We start from the raw sequence: 15,618 nt of genomic DNA, 5'->3' as shown, positions 1-15,618 counted from the left end.
CCCCCTGGGAGGCGGCACCCCGACCCACCGGCACCCCGACCCACCCCCGAACAGCAACGAGGAAAACATGCACGACGTACTCGACCCCCGCGACATCGTCCCCGATGAGGCCGAACAGCTGGCCCATTCCGGCTTCGCGGTCGGTGACCTTGAACAGCAGGCTCGGGAGGCGGCGGCGGCGTCGGACCTTCCCCGCCTCGCCTCGATCGCGCAGGCCCTTGCCGGGCTGGAGCGGGATCCCGACTGGGCCTACGACGAGCCCGGTGATGAGGACGCCCTGCGCGCCCTGGCCGGCACGGTGGAAAAGACCGCCTATGCGCCGTCCGAACTCCCCGGGAGGATCCGCGGGGCCTGGCTCGGCCGAGCCGTGGGCAACACGATGGGGAAGCCGATCGAAGGGCTTACCCGCCGCGAGGTGGAAATCTACCTGCGGGCCGCCGGCCAGTGGCCCCAGAGGGGCTACATCCGGCTGCTCGACCCGCTGCCCGCCGGTGTGGGCCAGCTCCACCCCTCGGCCCCGACCGCGTCCGCCGGGACCTTCACCGAAGTGCCCCGCGACGACGACATCGACTGGACGATCCTTGGGCTGAACCTGCTCGAAACCCACGGCCGCGGCCTGACGACCGAGCACATCGCCGCCGAATGGCTGGGACGGATGCCGTTCACCCAGATCTACACGGCCGAGCGCGCCGCCTACCGGAACCTCATCTCCGGCCTGCAGGCGCCGGCCACCGCCACCGAGGCCAACCCCTACCGGGAGTGGATCGGCGCGCTCATCCGCGGAGACATCTTCGGGTACGTGAACCCCGGGGACCCGGCGGAGGCCGCACGGCTGGCCCTCGTGGATGCCCGCCTCAGCCACACCGCCAACGGCGTCTACGGCGAAATGTGGGCCGCGGCGCTCCTGGCAGCGGCGTTCACGACCGACTCGGCGCGCGAGGCCCTGGCCACCGCGCTCCGCGTTGTCCCCGAGCGCTCCCGGCTGGCCGAGGCCCTCCGCGGGACCCTGGAGCTGTTCGACGGCGGCGCTTCCCATGAAGCGGCCCTGGATTGGGTGGACGAGACGCTCGGGCACTACAGCTGGGTGCACACCATCCACAACGCCGCCCTGATCTCGATCGGCCTGCTGTGGGGCAGGGACTTCGCCGGGGCCGTGGCCATCGCCATCTCCGGCGGGCGTGACACCGATTCCACCGCGGCCACGGTGGGCAGCGCCTACGGCGCGCTGCACGGGGCGGAGGCGGTTCCCGCCGAACTCGTGGGCACCACGCACGAGCACGTGCGCAGCGACGTACGCGGCTACGACCACATCACGATCGACGAACTCGCAGAGCGCACCCTGCGGCTCATCCCGGCACCGGCCGAATAGGACGAGACCCGCCTCCCCAGGCGGCCCGCGGTGCCGGCCCACCCGGCACCGCGGGCACCCCGGCGCCATTGAGACTCCTGCGCCACCTACACTCCTGCAACAGGGGCATCAAGGGAACGCCCAGCATGATGGCCTACGGTGGAAGGTTGAACCCCACCTTCCAGCGAGGAAACCATGACGAACTCCCTGCTCTCCTGGCAAAAACGGCTGCTGCTCGTCCTGGCCGGCGTCGCCGTGCTGGCGCTGCTGGGCCTGGTCTTCACCGCCGGGCGCATCTCCGCCGGGCAGGACCACCCCGGCGGGACCAGCGCCGACGCCGGCTTCGCCCGCGACATGCAGGTGCATCACGCCCAGGCCGTCCAGATGTCGCTGCTGATCCGCGACCGCAGCACCGACGAGGAGCTGAGGTCCGTGGCCTACGACATCGCGCTCACCCAGCAGCACCAGATCGGCCAGATGTACGCGTGGCTGGAGGAATGGGGCCTGCCGCAGAGCAGCCCGGTCCCGGCCATGGCGTGGCTGGATTCCGCGGCCGGCGGCCACCACGGCGGACAGGACGACGGCGGGCCGGCGCACCGCCCCGGAGCGCTCATGCCCGGCATGGCCACCCCCGAGCAGCTGGCCCAGCTCGAAACTTCCACCGGAGTGGAGGCCGAACGCCTCTTCCTGGACCTCATGATTGAGCACCACACCGCCGGTGCGGAAATGGCCGAGGCGGGCGCCGATCTCGCGGAGACCGAGCAGGTGCGCGCGCTGGCCACTAAAATGGCATCGGCGCAGCAAGCCGAAATCAGTGCCCTGCAGGACCTGCTCGACCGGCGTTAGCCGGCACCGGCGGTAGATTGGACTACAGCCGGTTCGCCCTGTGCAGGGCTTCCCACATCCCGCCACGAAGGACAAGAAACAGTTGAACAAGAAGAGAGCCCAGCAAAACTCTGACCGCCAGGCCCGGCTTGCCGCGATCCAGGCCCAGCAGCGGGCCGGTGAACGCAGGCGCAGCGCTCTGATTTTCGGCGGGATCGGTGCGGTCATCCTCGCGATCATCATCGCGGTGACCGTGGTGATCGTGAACCAGGTGCAGGTCAACAACGCCACCAAGGCCGCCGCCGCCAAGCCGATCGAGGGCGTGGCGACCTTCGAGGACCTCGGCCGCGAGCACACCGATGCCGATGTCACCTACGAGCAGTCGCCTCCGGTCGGCGGGGACCACAGCCCCGTCTGGCTCAACTGCGGCGTGTACACCGAGCCGGTGCCCGACACCAACGCCGTGCACTCCCTCGAGCACGGCGCCGTGTGGATCAGCTACCAGCCCGAGCTGGAGAAGGCCGGGATCGATGCGCTGACCGAGCTGGTCGGCTCCCGCGGCTACGTGGTCCTCAGCCCGTACGCGGACCAGGAATCCCCGATCACCGCCAGCGCGTGGGGTGTGCAGCTCGAGGTCGACTCAGCCGACGATCCCCGGCTGGCGGCCTTCATGGAGAAGTACATCCAGGGCGAGCAGACCCCGGAGCCCGGCGCGACCTGCTCCGGCGGCATCACCCCGTAACAGCACAGAGAAGTAACAGCACAGAGGACTAGCAGCACGCAGAACGGCGGGCCCGGTACAACCGGGCCCGCCGTTTTATTCGATGCCGTTCTGGTCGACGGCGGCTTACTCGATGGCGGCGCCGATCGGCTCCAGCACCACGCCCGGGTAGTCCTTGCGGAAATGCCCGACCTTCCACTTGTCGCCGAACACGGCGATGATCTCGCCGTCGGCCCGGCGCAGGATCTCGCCGCCGCGGAAGGTTTCCGGCACCCCGGTGCTCCCGGGGGCCACGGCCATGGCCAGGGTGTAGGAGAGGTGGTCCAGGGAGGTGGGCGCGTTGAACTCGGTGCCCAGCCGCTGCGCGGCGACTTCGAACTGCAGGGCACCGACCGCTGCCAGGACCGGCGCCTGGTCCCCGCGCAGGTCCGAGCGCAGCACCTGCACCACGCCCTCGTGTTCGAGCTGCTCGATCCCGCGGCGGAACTGCTTGTACCGGCCCGGATCCTTGGCCCGGGCGACGGCGAACAGTTCGGGGGAGAAGCGGGGAATGTCGGGGAAGCGCACGGGCTCCTCCGCGAAGAGGCTGTCCCCGACCCGCAGGCTGGTGGCGTTGACCAGTCCCACGACGTCGCCCGGCCAGGCAGTGTCGACCACCTCCCGGCTGCGGCCCAGGACGCGGTGGGCGTACTTGGTGGCGAACGGCTTGCCGGTGCGCTCGTTCGTGATGACCATGCCGCGTTCGAAGCTGCCCGAGCAGATCCGCAGGTAGGCGATGTGGTCCCGATGGGAGCTGTCCTGGCCGGCCTGGACCTTGAAGACGAACCCGGAAAACGGGGATTCCAGCGGGCGCGGCGCTGCGGTGAGGGTCTCCCGGGGCGAGGGCGCCGGCCCGAGGTCGACGAGGGTGTCCAACAGCTGGGAGACGCCGAAGTTCTTGGCCGCGGCGGCGAACAGGACCGGGGTCTGACGGGCCGCGGCGAACTCGGCGGCGTCGAAGGCCCCGTTCGAGGACTCGACGAGCCCGGCCTCCTCCTCGGCCTCCAGCCAGCGCGCCGCCTCGAGCTGGTCAAGGTCGGCCGTGTTGACCTCCGTCTCCGTGGCGGCCTGGGCGCCGCCGTCAACGGCCTCGAGCCGAAACGCCCGCTTCCCGGGGATATCGAGCAGCCCGTGGAAGTCCCCGGCGATCCCGGCCGGCCAGGTCAGCGGTACCGGCGTCATCCCGGTCCGCTCGCCGATGTCGTCGATCAGGCCCAGCGCATCGAGGCCGGGGCGGTCCCACTTGTTGATCACCGTGATGATGGGGATGTTCCGGGCCTTGCAGACGGCCAGCAGCTTCACCGTCTGCGGTTCGAATCCCTTAGCGGCGTCGATGAGCATCACAGCGGAGTCGACGGCGGCGAGCACCCGGTAGGTGTCCTCGGAGAAGTCGGCGTGGCCGGGGGTGTCGACGACATTGAGGATGGTGTCCCGGTAGGTCAGCTGCAGGGCGGCGGAACTGATCGAGATGCCGCGCTCCTGCTCAATGCCCATCCAGTCCGAGACGGTGGCGTGGCGGCTGGACTTGCCGTGGGTCACCCCGGCGTCCTGGATGGCGCGGGCGAGCAGGGCCAGGGCCTCGGTCAGGGTCGACTTGCCGGCGTCGGGGTGGGAGATCACGGCGAAGGTGCGGCGCCGGGAGGCTTCGCGCCGGACGGCCGCGGGATCGGTGGGGAGGGATTCGGTAAGAACGGGCACACTCCATTGTCTCCGATCCGCTGCCGGCGCTCCGCCACGGCCGCCGGACCGGCGGCCCCGGGGGAGTGCCGGCGGCCGGACGGGGTTGGCCCCGCCCGGCCGGGCCGGCTCAGCGCGCCGCGGCCGGGCGCAGGGACCACCATCCGAGCCAGGCGGCCAGGACCATGAGGGCGGCACCGATCCCCGAGGTGAGGACCACTCCGCTGTCGAAGGCGGCGAAGGCCGACTCGAGCAGGGCCGCCGCGTTCGCCGCGGGGAGCTGTTCCGCTGTGTTCACCGCCCCGCCGAGGGTCTCGGTGGCCTCCGCGACCTGCTCGCCGGTCAGCCCGGCGGGCACGCTCAGGTGGGCCTGGTAGGAGGCGAGCAGGATGCTGCCGAGCACCGCGGTGCCGAACACCGAGCCCACCTCGTAGGCGGTTTCCGAGACGGCGGAGGCCGCCCCGGCCTTCGCCGGCGGGACGGTCGAAAGGATCAGGTCGTTGGAGACGGTCTCCGAGGCCCCGACGCCGACGCCCAGGAGGATGAACGCGAGCAGCAGGGCCATGGCGGACTCGCCGGTGAAGGCGACGAACGCGTACGCGGCGGCGGAGAACCCGAGGGAGACCGGGACCACGATGTGGGGCGGGACGCGCTTGACCACGGGCACGACGGCGAAGCCGGCGGCGATGGTCGTCAGGAGCCCGGGCAGCAGGATCACCCCGGCCTCGAGCGGGCTGTAGCCCAGGATGAGCTGCAGGTGCTGCGAGACGAAGTAGAGGAAGCCCACCAGCGAGAAGATGGCCAGCAGGTTCACGAGCACCGCACCGGTGAACGCACGGACGGCGAACAGGCGCACATCGAGCATTGGGGCGGACCTGCGCAGTTGCCGGCGCACGAAGATGGTGCCGGCGGCGAGGCCGACGACGACGGCGGAGACGGCCAGCGGGGTGGGACCCTCCATGGCGAAGTCCTTGATGGCGAAGACGACCGGAAGCATTGCGGCGACCGAGAGCCCGATGCTCAGGATGTCCACCCGCCCCGGGTTCGGATCACGGGATTCCGGGACGAAGATCGGGGTGAGGATGAGCATCAGCACCAGCACGGGCACGGCCAGCAGGAAGACCGAGCCCCACCAGAAGTGTTCAAGCAGCGCCCCGCCGAGCAGCGGGCCCAGGGCGGCGCCGGCGGAGAAGCCCGCGGCCCAGACGGCGATGGCCACGCGGCGCTGGTTGCGGTCGGTGAAGATGTTGCGGATCAGCGACAGCGTGGAGGGCATCAGCATCGCTCCGAAGACGCCGAGGCCCACCCGCGCGGCGACGAGGAAGCCGGCACTCGGGGCGAATGCGGCGGCGACCGAGAACGCGGCGAAGCCCCAGGCGCCGATGATGAGCAGGCGGCGGCGGCCGAACCGGTCGCCGAGGCTTCCCATGGCGACAAGGAGCCCGGCCAGCACGAGGGGGTAGCTGTCGATGATCCACAGCTGGGTTGCCCCGCTGGTGGAGAAGGCCAGCGAGATGGCGGGAATGGCGAAGCTGAGCACCGTGTTGTCCACCGCTACGAGCAGCACGGGGAGCATCAGGACGGCGAGGGAGATCCAGCCTCTCACCCCGGTGCGGGTGGAGGCCGGCGACGGCGCTGAGTTCACCCCGGTCAGGGCGGCGGGAGTGTGCATGGACGAAGTCATGCCGAGGATACTATACCGTCCAGCCGGTACAGTGCAAGTTAAGTGACCCCTATCATTGAGGAATGGCAAGTTCACGAGAACGCATCCTCGACAGCTTCGAAGACACCCTGATCCGCGACGGTGAACGCGCCGCCACGATGGAGACCGTGGCCGCGGCTGCGGAGGTCTCCAAGGGCGGGCTGCTCTACCACTTCCCGGCCAAGGAGGCCCTCGTGGAGGCCCTCGCCGAACGGCTGCTGGCGCTCGTCGAGAAGGACCGGGAGCAGATGTCCGCCGACCCCGAAGGGCCCGGACGCTACTACGTTCGGACCTCCGTCTACGAGGACAGCCCGCTGGACCGGGCGCTCGTCTCCATGGCGCGCCTCGCCCAGCAGGGGCACCCGGTGGCCCGGCGCACGCTCTCGCGCATCCAGGAGCTGTGGCTGACCACCCTTGAGGACCGGCTGGGGGACCGCACCGCCGCCATGGCGATCAAGCTCCTCGGCGACGGGCTCTACTACGAGGCGGCGTTCTTCTCGGGTGAGGGCGCCCCGGGCCCCAGCGAAAAGGACCTCGAGCGGGTCCTGTCGGTGGTGGACCTGATCGTGCTCAAGCACTGCATCCCACCGGGCGGCGCCGATGCTTAAGGGGTTCCGGAACTTCATCCTGCGCGGCAATGTCGTTGAGCTGTCCACCGCCGTCGTCATCGGATCGGCCTTCACGGCCCTGGTCGGATCCGTCACCGACAATGTCCTGCGTCCGCTGGTCGCGGCGGCCGGCGGGGTCAGCGCCGAGGGGGTCGGATTCCGCATCTGGCCGGGCAACCCCGAGACCTTCGTCGATATCGGGGCCGTGTTCACCGCGGCGGTGACCTTCCTGATCACCGCCGCGGTGGTCTACTTCGGCGTCGTCCTGCCCATGAACCGGATCAACGCCCATACCCGGGCGCGGGCTGGTGCGGCGGCGTCCGAGGAACAGCCGGTCCCCGTGGACACGGCACTGCTGACCGAGATGCGGGACCTGCTCCGCCAGCTCACCGAGTCCTCCGGCAGGCACTAAAAAGGGCCGACGCCTTTTCCAAGGCGCCGGCCCTTTTTCAGGCCAACGGGGTGCCCGGCTCGGCCGGGACCGGTTGTCAGCGCAGCGCGGCGGTGCCGGTGCGCGCGTCGAGCAGGTTCTGGTCCTTGTCCTTGACGGCCCCGAACCGCAGGCGCGCCCGGCCGACCGAGACGGCGGCCAGCCAGACCGAGAGGCCGCCGACGGCGAGTCCGGCGAACACATCCACGACGTAGTGCCAGCCGAAGTAGACGGTGGCCAGGGCCGTGAGGACGAAGTAGACCCACATCACCCAGCGGACCACCTTCGGCAGGCGCGCCAGCTGGGCGATAACCGCGGCGGTGAAGACGATCGACACATGCAGCGAGGCGAAGGCCGCGATACCGTGCACCGACTGCGTGGAGTGGGGATCCGCAAGCACCGTCAGGCGGTTGCGGTACAGCGCCTCTTGGAGGCTTGAGACCGCCGTATCGGGGAGGTCGGTGAAGGAGGCCCGCTGGACGTAGATCGGACCCAGCGAGGGAACCGCGTAGTAGGTCACCGTTCCGATCACCCAGTTGAAGCACAGTGCGCCCACATACCAGGCACCCAGGGACAGGTCATCGGACCAGACAAGGGCCACGGCGAGGGAGATCGGCACGAAGATCAGGAAGATCATGTAAACGAAGGAGAGGACCTCCGCCGTGATGCCGGTGCCGAGGAGCTGCTGGAGTACGTCGGCGGGGTTGCCTCCGAAGCCGAACCAGCGGTCGGTCGCCACCAGCGCCGGGTCGGCGAGGTGGTCCTGGAGGAAGGGCAGGAAGCTCTTGAGGTTCCGGTAGGCGACGTACGCGAGGTAGAAGCTCGCCAGGCCCGCGGCCGCAACCGACATGCGGTGCCCCGTCCACCGCTGCTTGAAGATTTTGCGGGTGACGCGCACGAGGTCCCGGGGGGCGGGGCGCTGCAGGAGCACCCGCGGGATGACATCGGCGGCCATGACGCCGAGGATGGTCAGCGGCAGCCGAACGTAGCTCGGGCCGAGGAAACCTTCGGGATCGCGCAGGGGCAGCCCGGTCAGTCCGGCCGTCAGAACCATCAGGGCTGCGAAGGCCAGGGTCACGATCAGGGGAACGCCGAACAGGCGGCGCCATGGTGGGCGTTCGGGACCGACGTGGGTGGTCATTGTATGTTTCAATCCTATGCGCGACAGTGTCAGGAAGGTGACAGGCATCTTAATAATTACCCCCATCTTTCCATAGGCGATCCACTCTATGGCACAAAGGCGCCGCCTGTGGTCAGGTTCCGCCGCGCAGATTCGAGGTTGACGGCCCCTCGAGGACCGTCCCGTCGGCGGTGAACCGGGACCCATGCAGGGGGCAGTCCCAGGTCCGTTCCGCGGTATTCCAACTCACGATGCCGCGCAGGTGCGGGCACACCGCAGAGACCCGGTGCTCGACGCCGTCCACGGTGCAGACCCCGATCGGGCTCCGGTCCCCGCGGATCACCACGCCCTGGCCCTCAGGCGGGGACCCCGGGCTGGTCTTCGCCAAGCCCGACAGCCAACCGGTCACCATATCCGTGCCCACCGCCGCGTTAACCCGTGCCGTCGACAGGGCGTCGGCCGGGCTCACCCGGGTCTTGTACAGGGTGTCGGCCCACGGCATGTGCCCGCCCAGGATCTTGGCCGAGAGGGCCAGCGAGGCGGCCACGGCGTTCGTCATGCCCCACTTGTTGTAGCCGGTCGCGGCGTAGATGTGCCCGCCGCCGGCGGGCACCCTGCCCACGTAGGGCACCGCGGCGGCCGGCTGGTAGTCCTGCGCCGACCAGGAGTAGGCGGGGCGGGCGGTGGGGAAATAACCGCGCGCCCACCGGGTCAGGTCCTCGACGAGGCCCTGGGTGTTGGAGTGGTGGCCGACCTTGTGGCCGTTTCCCCCAACGATGAGGTAGTCCCTGCCGCCGACCTGTGCGGTGCGCAGGGAACGGGTCGGCGTGTCCACCGAGAGGTACATCTCCGGCGGTACCGGGTCCGTGACCTCCAGGGCAAGGCAGTAGGAGCGCTGGGGCGACAGGAGGGCGAAGTATCCGCCCCGGTCGAGGACGGGGATGCCTGTGGCCAGCACGACGTTGCGGGCCGTCACGACCCCGGCGTCCGTCTTCAGTTCCACACCGCCCGACTTCGGGGTGGAGGCGCCCTGGACCCGCACCCCCTCGAAGAGGCGTCCGCCGTGCCGGCGCAGTTCGGAGGCCAGGGCGGCAAGCACCTCCAGCGGGTGGAACTGCGCCTGGTCGGCGAGCCGCAGGGTGCGGCGCACCGGGAAGGGAAGGGTCGAGGCATTGCCGAGTTCGGTCCGCAGGCCCGCCTGCGTGCAGGCTTCGTGCTCCGCATCGAGGCTCTTCGCGCCGCTGGCCGTCGTGGCGTAGTTCACGGCGTCACGGCGCTGGTAGCGCACACCGTTCTCGTCGCAGAAGCGCAGGATCCAGCTCTGTCCCTCCAAGTTGCCGGTGACGTAGGCCCGTGCGAGATCGGCGTCGTGGTGGGAGGTGATCCGCGAGATTCCGGTGCCCTGCAGCAGCGACAGCTTGGCCGTGGTGTTGCCGGTGGTGACCGCTCCGGCCCGGCGGGCCTCCAGCACCGCCACGTTGTGCCCGGACCGGGCCAGCAGGAGCGCGGTGGTCATCCCTGTGAGCCCGCCGCCGACCACCACGGAGTCGTATCCGGCCCCGGGGGAGAACGGCTCTGCGGGTATTTCCGGTGCGGTATCCAGCCACAGTGATCTCATCGTCGTCCCTCCGTAGGTGGTTCCCACCCCACTACTAATCATGCTTACAGTCAAGGGAGGGCCACCGCCTATAGGCGGAGGATGGAACAGCGGACGCTCGGCTGGACGGGGGCACCGGCCGGGTGATCCGCCGCTTCGAACACCCCCGCCCCGGGGACCTGGTGCACGTGGACATCAAAAAGCTCGGGCGGATCCGCGACGGCAAACCGCCGCCGGGTTCCGGGTCCGCGCCAACGCGTACTTCGCCTCCTGCGGCATCACGGTCCGCCGCGTCCTGACCGATAAGGGGAACTGCTACCGCTCCCATACCTTCACCGACGCCCTGGGCGGGGCCATCACGCACAAACGCACCCGTCCCTACCGGCCCCAGACCAACGGCAAAGTCGAGCGCTTCAACCGCACTCTGCTCGAGGAATGGGCCTACCCCTACCCCGACCGCTCAGAAACCGAACGCATCACCGCGTTCAGCGGCTGGCTCCACCACTACACTCACCACTGAGGCCACACCTCACTCAAAGGACTTCCACCGGCCAGCCGCGTCATCAACCTCTCAGGTCGATACAACTAGAGCGTTATGAGGTTAAACTATCGAGGTGGCACGGCGAAGAGGGTTCGGCGAGGTGGAGCGGCGGCGCGGCGCCGCGGGCCTCGTCACCTACCGGGCGCGATACGCGATGCCCGACGGATCGTGCACCGGCACCTTCACCACCGCAAACCCATTGAGCAGAAGGCGAGAAGACCATGCCCACGACCGTCACCGCTGCAGTGGCCCGGACCGGACAGGACGGCTTCTCGATCGAGCGGCTGGAACTTGAGGACCCGCGTCCGGATGAGGTCCTCGTCCGCTACACCGCGGCCGGCCTGTGCCAGACCGACCTGGAAGCCGCCGCGGGTCGTCTGCCCACCCCGCTCCCGGTCGTCCTCGGCCATGAGGGTGCCGGTGTCGTGGAGGCCGTCGGCTCCGGGGTCACCGGCTTCCAGCCCGGCGACCGGGTCGTGCTCAGCCTCGACTCCGACGGCACCTGCCCCAACTGCCTGTCCGGGCAGCCTGCCTACTGCGAGCGACACACCCCGCTGAACTTCGAGGCCCGCCGCGCGGACGGCTCGGTCGGACTCACGGACAGTGCCGGGCCGGTCCATGATCACTTCTTCGGCCAGTCCTCCTTCGCCAGCCACGGCCTCGCCCACCCGCGCGGCCTGATCAAGGTGGACGGCGAGGTGCCGCTCGCGACACTGGCCCCTCTCGGCTGCGGCGTCATCACCGGCGCCGGAGCGGTCTTCAACTCCCTCCGGGTCCAGGCAGGCAGCACTCTCGCCGTCTTCGGCGTGGGAGCGGTCGGACTCTCCGCGCTGATGGCGGCCGTCGCCTGCGGCGCCGCGCGTGTCATTGCCGTGGACACCAAGCCCGAACGCCTCGCCCTGGCCAAGGAGCTGGGTGCCACCGACCTGGTGAACGCAGCAACCGCCGACACCGCCGAGGCCATCGCCGACCTGACCGGCGGACGCGGGGTCGACTACAGCGTCGAGTCGACGGGCGTCGTCGCGGTGATGAACACCGCCATCGCCGCCCTCGCCCCCCTGGGCTCCGCCGCCATCCTCGGTGTCGCCGCCCTGGACGCCGCCTTGCACGCCAACGTCTTCGAACTGCTCAAGGGCCGCACCGTCACCGGCTCGGTCATGGGACACCAGGCCCCCGGCGTCCTCATCCCCCGCCTGATCGGCCTGCACAGCCAGGGCCGCTTCCCCTTCGACCGCATGATCAGCACCTACCCGCTGGCCGACATCAACACCGCCGTCGCCGATGTGAAGGCAGGCCGCACGGCCAAGGCCGTCCTCACCCACGCGGCCTAACCGAAAGGCCCGACTCCCGCACTCACTGCCGCCCCGCCACCGACGCCGTCGCCCAGCCCCGGGATTGGCCGTAGCCCCGAGAGGGTGCACCCTGCTCAGCGGCGCTCGAGCATGCCAAGTGGCGATTGGCACTCCACGCTGGGGCGAGTGACCGGGTCCGCCGCGCTCGCCCCAGCTGGAAAGTCCCGTACAACACACCGAGAAAGGTAGCAAGAGATGCTCACCACCTTCAGATCCCCCGAACTGGTCGAGTTCGGCCAAGGGGCCAGCGACCGGATCGCGGACATCTGCGCCGCGGTCGGAGTCGCCCGACCATTGATCGTGACCGATGCATTCATGGCCGCAAGCCCGTTGCTGAAGCGCCTTACCGGCCCCCTCGACGCCGCAGGCATCCAGTACGGGGTGTTCAGCCAGACGGTCCCTGAGCCGACGACCGACTCCATCGACGCACTGCGGGCCCACTATGCGGACGGGACCTACGACGGTCTCATCGCCTTCGGTGGCGGCAGTTCGATGGACTCCGCCAAGGCGCTGGCCATCATCGAGGCGTACGGCGGGACGTATGCCGACCATGTCGTTCCCAACACACCCGATGGCTCGGTGATGCCGATCATCTGCGTCCCGACGACTGCCGGCTCGGGCTCCGAGGTCACCAACGCGTGCATCCTCAAGGACTCCACATCCGGTGAGAAACTGGTCTACCTGGGCCAGGCGTGTGTTCCGCAGGTCGCGCTCATCGACTACGAGTTCTCGCTCGACATGCCCGCCAAGCTGACCGCGTCGACGGGCATCGACGCGCTCTCGCATGCACTCGAGGCCTACACCTCGACGGGCGCCAACCCGTTCAGCGATGCCATGGCGCTGAGCGCCATGGCGCTGATCGGGCCGTCCTTGCGAACTGCCGTGCGAGAGCCAACGAACCGGGCTGCGCGTGAGCGGATGATGGTCGGCGCGACGCAGGCTGGCTACGCATTCACCAGCGCCGGCGTCACCCTGGTCCATGGCATGACGGCGCCGGTCGGTGGGCTGTTCCACATCCAGCATGGCGTCTCCAACGGAATGTTCGCGCCGACAGTGCATGAGTGGTCCGCCGGGGCGTCGGTCGCTCGGTATGCGACCGCAGCGCGCGCCCTCGGCTTCGCGGACTCGACCGTCGGTGACGAGGAGGCGGCAGCAGGGATCGGCCGGGCGCTGCGTGCGCTGAACCGCGATCTCGGTCTGCCGTCGTTGCAGGAGTATGGCGTGGACAAGGAGCGCTACCTGGGGATCCTTGGCTCGATGGTCGAGCAGGCCTTCCTGACTGGAGGGCCTGGACTGAACCCTCGAGTTCCGACACCCGATGAGATGCAGGACCTCTACCGCGCGGCCTTGAGCGACTCGTGGGACTCCGCTGCCTGACGCGTGATCGACGAACAGCGCGAGGCGGTCGTCCCTGACTGCCTCAACCTCCGGACCAGCAGCGGTCGCACGACCGCTGCTGGTCCCGAGCGGGGTGTCCTTCAGGGCGTCGACCAACTCCGCATCCCGCATCCGTCAGGGCGACGTAGATCGGCTCGACTGCGAGCTCCCTCGCGCTGAACGACCCGCGTTGGAGCGGCTCGGGATCCGCCGTGGCGGACGCAACACTCGTTACCCCAAACCAGGGATCAGCCCGCCCTCAGCAGTCCGTGCGGCTCCGCCGTCGAGCTGCGGTACTCACCGGGCACGCAGCCGTATGTTGCCCGGAAGAGCCGGTTGAAGTGAGGGGCGTCGGTCAGCTCTCGAAAGCGCACTCCACGGCGGTGTCACCGAACTGTACGACCGCCACCCCCTGTCCGCCGTCCACCCCGCTGGTGACCCCGGGCAGCCGGGAGGGGTTCCCTGCCCCGGCGCTGTCGGCTATCGTTGAACCACCCGTCAGACGGAGTTAGAGGACGTCTGTCATCGTTCGATCCACCTAAGGAATCAACCATGACTGAATTCACCTCGCCCATCTCCGCCGCCGACCGGGAGCGCTCCATCCGGGACTGGGCAGACCTCGCCGAAGAGATGTGGAGCTACCTCACCGGGAAGGGCGCCGCGGTCAACTACAGCTTGATCGACATGACCGTCGAGGTGCCGCGCGACGTCGGACCGGACGCCCCGCGCGCCACCTGGAAGTTCAATGGCACCCTGCGCGTCACCACGAGCGACAACGACGCGCCCGGTTCCGACCCCCACCGCGGCTGAGGCACCGCCATGGTGGCAAAGCTCCGCCTGGACATCGACCTCGCCTTCTCCCTCACCGAACCCGGGCGGGACGGTCGGCAGGACGAGGCCATCTCCGGGACGGTGACAGCGGCCGGAACCAGCGTCCAGGTCTTCTGCGACAACCCCGGCGCCTTCCGCGGGGACATTCCCTCAGTGTCCGGGGTGCGGGCGTTCGCGAAGGTCCTGGCCGCCGCCGGCCTGGACGTGACGGTGAGCGGCCCGCAGGGTCCCCTGATCAGCCTGGGCGCCGTGGAAAGCTCAATGGCGCAGCGGCTCCTGACCCGTTCACCGCACCTGCGGCTGGGCTCGCCCTCGGTCCTCGCCCCGCTGCTGCACCTCGGGCGGCGGTCCCTCGAGCGCTCCGGACAGGGGAGCCTGCTCCCGCCGCCCACACCGCTGCCGCTGGTGCCCACGGTGAACCGGCGGATCAGCCGCCGGATCACCACCACCCACTACGCCCCGGGCGGAGGGCGCCCCCGGCTGATTTTCGTCCAGGACTCCGCCCGGTGGAACGGCCAGGTGCCCCGGGAATTCGCGCTCGGGCAGGAGAGGACCACCATCGGCAGCTCGCCGGGATCGGATCTCGTGCTGGCCGGCCTCGATGACCTGCACGCGGAAATCCTGCACGACGCCAATGACGAATACGTCCTCGTTCCCCACGGCGCCGTCAGCGGCAGCGCCGGGGGCGCCGGGCCGTCGGTGCTGCGCACCGGGGCGCGGGTCCAATTGGGCTCCTGGTGCTTCGCCTTCTTTCGGGAGGAGTACGCCGACCACGGCCGGCCTTTCGGCGGACGCAACGGTGGGGAGTTCGCGGTCCAGCGGCCCCAGCGCAACCCCCGGACCGGGGCAACCGAACAGGACGGATCCGTCGGCATCGGCGATCCCCGGCGGCCGCCGCGCTGAGGGCGTGAGCGACAGCGTCGAACTGCTCCTGGACACCGCCTCGGAGGAGGCGGTGCGCCGTGACTGGGAGCGGTTGCTCGAGCTTGGACTGCCAAGCCAGGCGCGGCACACTGCGGCGAGCAACCGCCCCCACGTCACCCTTGCCGCGGCGCCGGTGATCGACGGCGCCTTCGACCCCGCCCTGCGTGGCGCGTTTGGTGACCTGCCCCAAGAGGTGCGTTTCGGCGGGCTCCTGCTCTTCGGCGGGGGCGGCCGGAAATTCATCCTCGTGCGTCAGGTCGTCGTCTCCGGGGCGCTCACCGAACTGCACCGGCGGGTCGGGGAAGCCCTCGCCGGCCTGCCGGGGCAGTTCGCCACCACCGTAGCGGGGAACTGGACACCGCACGTCACGCTGGCCCGGAGCCTGTCCGGCGGTCAGCTGGGAGAGGCCGTGGCGGCCGTGGAGGCGGAGCCGGCCCCCGCGTCCGCCGTCGCAGCCCGCCGGTGGGACAGCCACGCACGGGTGACTGTTCCCCTCAGCGGGTAGGAGGTTCCGGGCCGCGCCGCC

At 69.8% G+C, this 15,618-nt stretch carries 14 protein-coding genes and 1 pseudogene; 11 read left to right on the top strand and 4 right to left on the bottom strand.

Going from position 1 to position 15,618, the window contains the following annotated elements:
• The first annotated feature begins 67 nt into the window (after positions 1-67).
• The 3 genes from ACX80W_RS06255 (at position 68) to ACX80W_RS06245 (ending at position 2,915) form a co-directional block, all read left to right on the top strand.
• Entirely contained in the window at positions 68-1,369 is a 1,302-nt protein-coding gene (locus ACX80W_RS06255) for an ADP-ribosylglycohydrolase family protein (RefSeq protein WP_459281454.1), read from the top strand.
• Between the two features lie 174 nt (positions 1,370-1,543).
• On the top strand, positions 1,544-2,194 hold the full coding sequence (locus tag ACX80W_RS06250; RefSeq protein ID WP_459281452.1) for a DUF305 domain-containing protein: 651 nt from the start codon (positions 1,544-1,546) through the stop codon (positions 2,192-2,194).
• Positions 2,195-2,276: 82 nt separating this feature from the next.
• Complete coding sequence (locus ACX80W_RS06245; RefSeq protein WP_459281450.1) at positions 2,277-2,915, top strand: thioredoxin-like domain-containing protein; 639 nt, start codon at positions 2,277-2,279, stop codon at positions 2,913-2,915.
• Between the two features lie 105 nt (positions 2,916-3,020).
• On the opposite strand, the gene ACX80W_RS06240 is transcribed toward ACX80W_RS06245, so the two are convergent.
• Both ACX80W_RS06240 and ACX80W_RS06235 read right to left on the bottom strand, forming a co-directional pair.
• Positions 3,021-4,631, bottom strand: a complete 1,611-nt coding sequence (locus ACX80W_RS06240) for a peptide chain release factor 3 (protein WP_459281448.1) — start codon at positions 4,629-4,631, stop codon at positions 3,021-3,023.
• A 109-nt stretch (positions 4,632-4,740) separates the two neighbouring features.
• A complete protein-coding gene (locus ACX80W_RS06235) occupies positions 4,741-6,294 on the bottom strand; it encodes an MFS transporter (protein WP_459281446.1) in 1,554 nt (517 codons plus the stop codon).
• Positions 6,295-6,356: 62 nt separating this feature from the next.
• Here ACX80W_RS06235 and ACX80W_RS06230 point away from each other — a divergent pair, with 62 nt between their 5' ends.
• Both ACX80W_RS06230 and ACX80W_RS06225 read left to right on the top strand, forming a co-directional pair.
• A complete protein-coding gene (locus tag ACX80W_RS06230) occupies positions 6,357-6,920 on the top strand; it encodes a TetR/AcrR family transcriptional regulator (RefSeq protein WP_459281444.1) in 564 nt (187 codons plus the stop codon).
• The gene (locus ACX80W_RS06225) at positions 6,913-7,332 is read left to right on the top strand and encodes a large conductance mechanosensitive channel protein MscL (protein ID WP_459281442.1); all 420 of its coding nucleotides are present in this window, start codon (positions 6,913-6,915) and stop codon (positions 7,330-7,332) included. The genes ACX80W_RS06230 and ACX80W_RS06225 overlap by 8 nt, the downstream gene beginning before the upstream one ends.
• A gap of 76 nt (positions 7,333-7,408) precedes the next feature.
• On the opposite strand, the gene ACX80W_RS06220 is transcribed toward ACX80W_RS06225, so the two are convergent.
• The gene (locus ACX80W_RS06220) at positions 7,409-8,491 is read right to left on the bottom strand and encodes a phosphatase PAP2 family protein (RefSeq protein WP_459281440.1); all 1,083 of its coding nucleotides are present in this window, start codon (positions 8,489-8,491) and stop codon (positions 7,409-7,411) included.
• Positions 8,492-8,603: 112 nt separating this feature from the next.
• Positions 8,604-10,088, bottom strand: coding sequence for an FAD-dependent oxidoreductase (locus ACX80W_RS06215; protein ID WP_459281438.1), 1,485 nt, complete (start codon positions 10,086-10,088; stop codon positions 8,604-8,606).
• 104 nt (positions 10,089-10,192) lie between these two features.
• Between ACX80W_RS06215 and ACX80W_RS06210 the strand changes: the two are divergent.
• From ACX80W_RS06210 to ACX80W_RS06185, 6 genes and pseudogenes are all read left to right on the top strand, one after another.
• A pseudogene (locus ACX80W_RS06210) lies at positions 10,193-10,656 on the top strand (integrase core domain-containing protein); the annotation flags it as partial.
• A gap of 173 nt (positions 10,657-10,829) precedes the next feature.
• The gene (locus tag ACX80W_RS06205) at positions 10,830-11,939 is read left to right on the top strand and encodes an NAD(P)-dependent alcohol dehydrogenase (RefSeq protein WP_459281436.1); all 1,110 of its coding nucleotides are present in this window, start codon (positions 10,830-10,832) and stop codon (positions 11,937-11,939) included.
• Positions 11,940-12,155: 216 nt separating this feature from the next.
• Entirely contained in the window at positions 12,156-13,337 is a 1,182-nt protein-coding gene (locus tag ACX80W_RS06200) for an iron-containing alcohol dehydrogenase (RefSeq protein WP_459281434.1), read from the top strand.
• A gap of 552 nt (positions 13,338-13,889) precedes the next feature.
• On the top strand, positions 13,890-14,147 hold the full coding sequence (locus ACX80W_RS06195; RefSeq protein WP_459281433.1) for a hypothetical protein: 258 nt from the start codon (positions 13,890-13,892) through the stop codon (positions 14,145-14,147).
• A 9-nt stretch (positions 14,148-14,156) separates the two neighbouring features.
• The gene (locus ACX80W_RS06190) at positions 14,157-15,071 is read left to right on the top strand and encodes an FHA domain-containing protein (protein WP_459281431.1); all 915 of its coding nucleotides are present in this window, start codon (positions 14,157-14,159) and stop codon (positions 15,069-15,071) included.
• 4 nt (positions 15,072-15,075) lie between these two features.
• The gene (locus tag ACX80W_RS06185) at positions 15,076-15,597 is read left to right on the top strand and encodes a 2'-5' RNA ligase family protein (RefSeq protein ID WP_459281429.1); all 522 of its coding nucleotides are present in this window, start codon (positions 15,076-15,078) and stop codon (positions 15,595-15,597) included.
• Positions 15,598-15,618 lie beyond the last annotated feature (21 nt).

Source organism: Arthrobacter melezitosi, assembly GCF_054511055.1.
The sequence above is the reverse complement of the archived record's forward strand: the minus strand, read 5'-3'. Positions and strand labels throughout refer to the sequence as shown.

What these genes read in the sequence shown, in the direction of transcription:
- ACX80W_RS06255 (WP_459281454.1), top strand. Translation starts at nt 68, where the DNA reads ATGCACGACGTACTCGACCCCCGCGACATCGTCCCCGATGAGGCCGAA.
- ACX80W_RS06250 (WP_459281452.1), top strand. Translation starts at nt 1,544, where the DNA reads ATGACGAACTCCCTGCTCTCCTGGCAAAAACGGCTGCTGCTCGTCCTG.
- ACX80W_RS06235 (WP_459281446.1), bottom strand. Translation starts at nt 6,294, where the DNA reads ATGACTTCGTCCATGCACACTCCCGCCGCCCTGACCGGGGTGAACTCA.
- ACX80W_RS06230 (WP_459281444.1), top strand. Translation starts at nt 6,357, where the DNA reads ATGGCAAGTTCACGAGAACGCATCCTCGACAGCTTCGAAGACACCCTG.
- ACX80W_RS06225 (WP_459281442.1), top strand. Translation starts at nt 6,913, where the DNA reads ATGCTTAAGGGGTTCCGGAACTTCATCCTGCGCGGCAATGTCGTTGAG.
- ACX80W_RS06220 (WP_459281440.1), bottom strand. Translation starts at nt 8,491, where the DNA reads ATGACCACCCACGTCGGTCCCGAACGCCCACCATGGCGCCGCCTGTTC.
- ACX80W_RS06215 (WP_459281438.1), bottom strand. Translation starts at nt 10,088, where the DNA reads ATGAGATCACTGTGGCTGGATACCGCACCGGAAATACCCGCAGAGCCG.
- ACX80W_RS06205 (WP_459281436.1), top strand. Translation starts at nt 10,830, where the DNA reads ATGCCCACGACCGTCACCGCTGCAGTGGCCCGGACCGGACAGGACGGC.
- ACX80W_RS06200 (WP_459281434.1), top strand. Translation starts at nt 12,156, where the DNA reads ATGCTCACCACCTTCAGATCCCCCGAACTGGTCGAGTTCGGCCAAGGG.
- ACX80W_RS06195 (WP_459281433.1), top strand. Translation starts at nt 13,890, where the DNA reads ATGACTGAATTCACCTCGCCCATCTCCGCCGCCGACCGGGAGCGCTCC.
- ACX80W_RS06190 (WP_459281431.1), top strand. Translation starts at nt 14,157, where the DNA reads ATGGTGGCAAAGCTCCGCCTGGACATCGACCTCGCCTTCTCCCTCACC.